General features: G+C 61.9%; 7 protein-coding genes. 5 read left to right on the forward strand and 2 right to left on the reverse strand.

What is annotated here, in order from left to right; all coding sequences use genetic code 11:
- The 5 genes from JWQ61_RS17775 to JWQ61_RS17795 form a co-directional block, all read left to right on the forward strand.
- A partial coding sequence (locus tag JWQ61_RS17775) for a 2OG-Fe(II) oxygenase (protein ID WP_304361685.1) occupies nt 1-89 on the forward strand: 89 nt, incomplete at its 5' end.
- A gap of 10 nt (nt 90-99) precedes the next feature.
- Nucleotides 100-762: a DNA oxidative demethylase AlkB gene (gene alkB / locus JWQ61_RS17780; protein WP_304361679.1), complete on the forward strand. Its 663-nt coding sequence runs from the start codon at nt 100-102 to the stop codon at nt 760-762.
- A 12-nt stretch (nt 763-774) separates the two neighbouring features.
- Nucleotides 775-1,458 carry a DNA-3-methyladenine glycosylase gene (locus tag JWQ61_RS17785; protein ID WP_304361680.1) on the forward strand — a complete coding sequence of 228 codons (684 nt, stop codon included), beginning with the start codon at nt 775-777 and terminating at the stop codon, nt 1,456-1,458.
- 78 nt (nt 1,459-1,536) lie between these two features.
- On the forward strand, nt 1,537-2,616 hold the full coding sequence (gene ada / locus JWQ61_RS17790) for a bifunctional DNA-binding transcriptional regulator/O6-methylguanine-DNA methyltransferase Ada (protein WP_304361681.1): 1,080 nt from the start codon (nt 1,537-1,539) through the stop codon (nt 2,614-2,616).
- A gap of 7 nt (nt 2,617-2,623) precedes the next feature.
- Complete coding sequence (locus JWQ61_RS17795; protein WP_304361682.1) at nt 2,624-2,902, forward strand: Ada metal-binding domain-containing protein; 279 nt, start codon at nt 2,624-2,626, stop codon at nt 2,900-2,902.
- 3 nt (nt 2,903-2,905) lie between these two features.
- Here JWQ61_RS17795 and JWQ61_RS17800 read toward each other — a convergent pair whose 3' ends face one another.
- On the reverse strand, nt 2,906-3,277 hold the full coding sequence (locus JWQ61_RS17800; RefSeq protein ID WP_304361683.1) for a cupin domain-containing protein: 372 nt from the start codon (nt 3,275-3,277) through the stop codon (nt 2,906-2,908).
- A 44-nt stretch (nt 3,278-3,321) separates the two neighbouring features.
- On the reverse strand, nt 3,322-3,887 hold a 566-nt coding region (locus JWQ61_RS17805; RefSeq protein ID WP_304361684.1), incomplete at its 5' end, for a cupin-like domain-containing protein.

Consider the following 3,887-nt stretch of genomic DNA (forward strand, 5'->3'; position numbering starts at 1 on the left):
CATATAGGGTAAATTTACGGCATGGCGTCAGCCGCATCCGCTCCGGGTCGCGGCACACGCTGGGCGTGATTTTCCATGACGCTTTATGAAGAGCAGCGCATGACTTTAGATTTGTTCGACCTTGAAGAATTGTCCGGATTGTCTGACAAACGCCAGCAGCAACTGGCGCAAGATGCATTCGTATTGCGTGCCTTCGCCACGCCATACGTAGCGCAGCTGTTGCCGCTACTGGAAACAATCCAGCAAACATCGCCGTTCCGCCACCTGGTGACGCCCGGCGGCTTCCGCATGTCGGTGGCCATGACCTGCTGCGGCGCCCTAGGCTGGACCAGCGACCGCCGCGGCTACCGCTACAGCGCTATCGACCCGGACAACGGCCGCAACTGGCCCGCCATGCCCGACATTTTTTTGCAACTGGCGCAAGCCGCGGCAGCACAAGCCGGATTCGACGATTTCCTGCCGGATGCCTGCCTGATCAACCGCTACCAGCCAGGAACCAGGCTGTCGCTGCACCAGGACAAGGATGAGCAGGACTACGCCGCGCCCATCGTTTCCGTTTCGCTGGGCATCCCTGCGATGTTCCTGTTCGGCGGCCACGAGCGCAGCGACAAGGCGGCGCGCGTGCCGCTGTTCCATGGCGACGTCGTAGTCTGGGGCGGCGTCGACCGCCTGCGCTATCACGGGGTGCTGCCGCTGAAGGAAGCCGAACACCCGCTGCTCGGCGGTCAACGGATCAATCTCACTTTTCGCAAGGCCGCTTAAGTGCTCACTTCAATGCCGGGTTCAACCATTCTCGCTGCCGACATACCAGGCAATACCTACCATGAAGCAGAACAATTCCTCTCAGCGCTGGACGCTGACTGGGCCCGCCATATAACCCGCATCGGTCCCTGCCGCCACACCGCCAAGCCGGCGCGCGATCCCTATGAAGCCCTGGTGCGGGCAATTGCTTACCAACAGCTGCATGCACGCGCCGGCGACGCCATCCTCGGCCGCATGCTGGCCCTGTTTGGCGATACACCTTTTCCAAGTGCACGGCAATTGCTGGATACGCCTGTCGATATCTTGCGCGGCTGCGGCTTCTCGGCCGGCAAGATCGCCACGATCCACGGCATTGCCCAGGCGGCGCTGGATGGCGTTGTGCCCCCGCGCGCCGAAGCTGTAACCATGAGCGACGCCGACCTCATCGAGCGCCTGATCAGCTTGCGCGGCGTCGGCCGCTGGACCGTGGAAATGTTCCTGATCTATACGCTGGAGCGCATGGATATCTTGCCGGCCGACGATTTCGGCGTACGCGAAGGCTACCGCCGCCTGAAGAACCTGCCGCAGGTGCCGACCAAAAAGCAGATTGGCGACATCGGCCTGGCCTGGAGCCCTTACCGCACCGTGGCCGCCTGGTATCTGTGGCGCCTGCCGAAAAATCCGGCAGATTATGAGGATAATGAAGATATTGTCTGAATTTGGCAGCAAGACTCGGAGTGCCGTGCCTCCGATGCGTTGCTAAAGTACAGCCACGATATCCAACCGGAAGCCGATATGCGAGCGCTGACACAACACCAACACACTGCCAGGCAAGCCGCCGAGCGCGACCCGCGCTGGGCGGCAGTACTGGCGCGCGATCCGGCCGCAGACACGCAATTTGTCTACGCCGTCAAGACCACCGGCGTGTATTGCCGCCCGAGCAGCCCGACACGCCTGCCGCGCCCGGAAAACGTCGAATTTTTCGATACGCCGGCGGCGGCCGAAGCAGCCGGCTACCGGCCCAGCAAGCGCGGCGCCGATCAGACCTCGGTGGCGGCCCAGCATGCCGAACTGGTAGCGGCCGCCTGCCGCCGCATCGAGAGCGCGGAAGAACTGCCGAGCCTGGAGATGCTGGCTGCCGACGCCGGCCTCAGCCTGTTTCATTTCCACCGCGTGTTCAAGGCGGTCACCGGGCTGACGCCCAAGGCGTATGCCAATGCCCACCGCGCAAAAAAAGTACGCGACCATCTCAGCCACAGCCATTCGGTTACCGAAGCAATCTATGACGCCGGCTTCAATTCCAACAGCCGCTTCTATGAAGCCTCGGGCAAGGTGCTGGGCATGACGCCGACCGACTATCGCGCCGGCGGCGCCAACACCGATATCCGGTTTGCCATCGGTGAATGCTCGCTGGGCGCGATCCTGGTGGCGCGCAGCGAACGCGGTGTCTGCGCTATCTTCCTGGGCGACGATCCGAATGCGCTGGCGCATGACTTGCAGGATAAATTCCCGCGCGCCCACCTGATTGGCGCCGATCATGATTTCGAACAGCTGGTGGCGCAAGTGGTGGGGTTCATCGAAGCGCCTGCGCTCGGCCTGGACCTGCCGCTGGACGTACGCGGCACGGCTTTCCAGCAGCGCGTCTGGCAGGCGTTGCGCGATATCCCGGCCGGCAGCACCACCAGCTATGCTGAAATCGCAGCCCGCATCGGCTCGCCCAAGGCCGTGCGCGCCGTGGCCCAGGCTTGCGCCGCCAACAGCCTGGCCGTGGCGATTCCCTGCCATCGCGTGATCCGCAGCGACGGCAGCGCCTCGGGTTATCGCTGGGGCGTGGAACGCAAGCACGCATTGCTGGAACGCGAACAAAGAAAGTGAAACGGAAGTGAGCAAAGCGTGGCGGCTCGTCGGCGCCGACGGCAGCAGCTATGACAGCGACTGTCCGGGCGAACTGGGCGGCCACCGCCGCAGCCGCATATACGGCCGCCTGGATTGCCGCGCGGCGTTGCAGGCGATTGCGCGCGGCGGTTATGTGAAGAACCGGGTGTTCTTTCTCAACCAGGCTGAGGCGCGGGCCGCCGGCTACCGGCCTTGTGCAGTCTGCCTGCCGCAGGATTATGCACGCTGGAAAGCGCAGCAGGACCTGACGGCTGCAAGCCGGTAATTTTTACAGCGGACGCAACTGCTCGTCCAGCGAACGCGTTTTTTCACTGATGATATCGCCGGTATGCAGCGTCGTCTTGCGTTCGATCAGCATGATGTGGCACTCCTGTTCCGCCACCGGGTTATGCCGCACGCCTTTCGGCACGACGAACATTTCGCCTTCGCCCAGTTCTACCGTGCGGTCTTCCATTTCGATGCGCAGATGCCCTTTCAGGATCAGGAACAGTTCGTCTTCGTTGTCATGGCTGTGCCAGGCCAGCGAACCTTTTACCTTGGCGACCTTGACGTAAGAATCGTCGACTTCGGCCACCACGCGCGGCGACCAGTGTTCTGTCAGTGAAGCTGCTATCTGTTGCGGTGAGCTAACGTTAGACATGATTTTCCTATCGGTGACTGTTTTCCATCATTGCTGAAGGTCCATCAAGGGCCTTTCAGTTTACTGGCCAGGTAATTCCGCACTTGCTGTTCCTGTTCCGTCGACATGTCGCCCAGCACGCCATGCCGGTGCGCTGGAATATGCGCAGCCAGGTCCGCATTGTCGTCAAAAACATAATGATTGAAGATGGCGGCCCAGGCCTGGCGATAAGCTGGCGCCCGCCTTTTCAGGTTGATCAGGGCCAGCATCAGGCTGTCGGAGCCGGAGTGGATGGAATCGGCCGTACCGACCGCGCCGCCCCACCAGTAATTGACCAGGATATTGCATGCCTGCAGCGACTCGACATGATGCCACCACAGCGGCGGTATGTAGAGCGCATCGCCCGGCTCCAGTTCTGCCGACCTGGCCGCTTTCAGGGCATCCTTGAACTTGGGATATTTGTCGAAATCCGGCTCGTTCAGCGCCACCATGCTGATCGGCGCACCCGTGGGCGCGAAATCCAGAGGGCCGATATAAAGATTGCCGATCTGTTCCGGCGGGAACAGGGTAAACCGGCGCTTGCCGCTGACCACGCAGGCGATGTTATGGGCATCGTCAAAATGCGCGGGAG

The organism is Collimonas fungivorans, assembly GCF_028292705.1.
Lineage (GTDB): Bacteria > Pseudomonadota > Gammaproteobacteria > Burkholderiales > Burkholderiaceae_D > Collimonas > Collimonas fungivorans_B.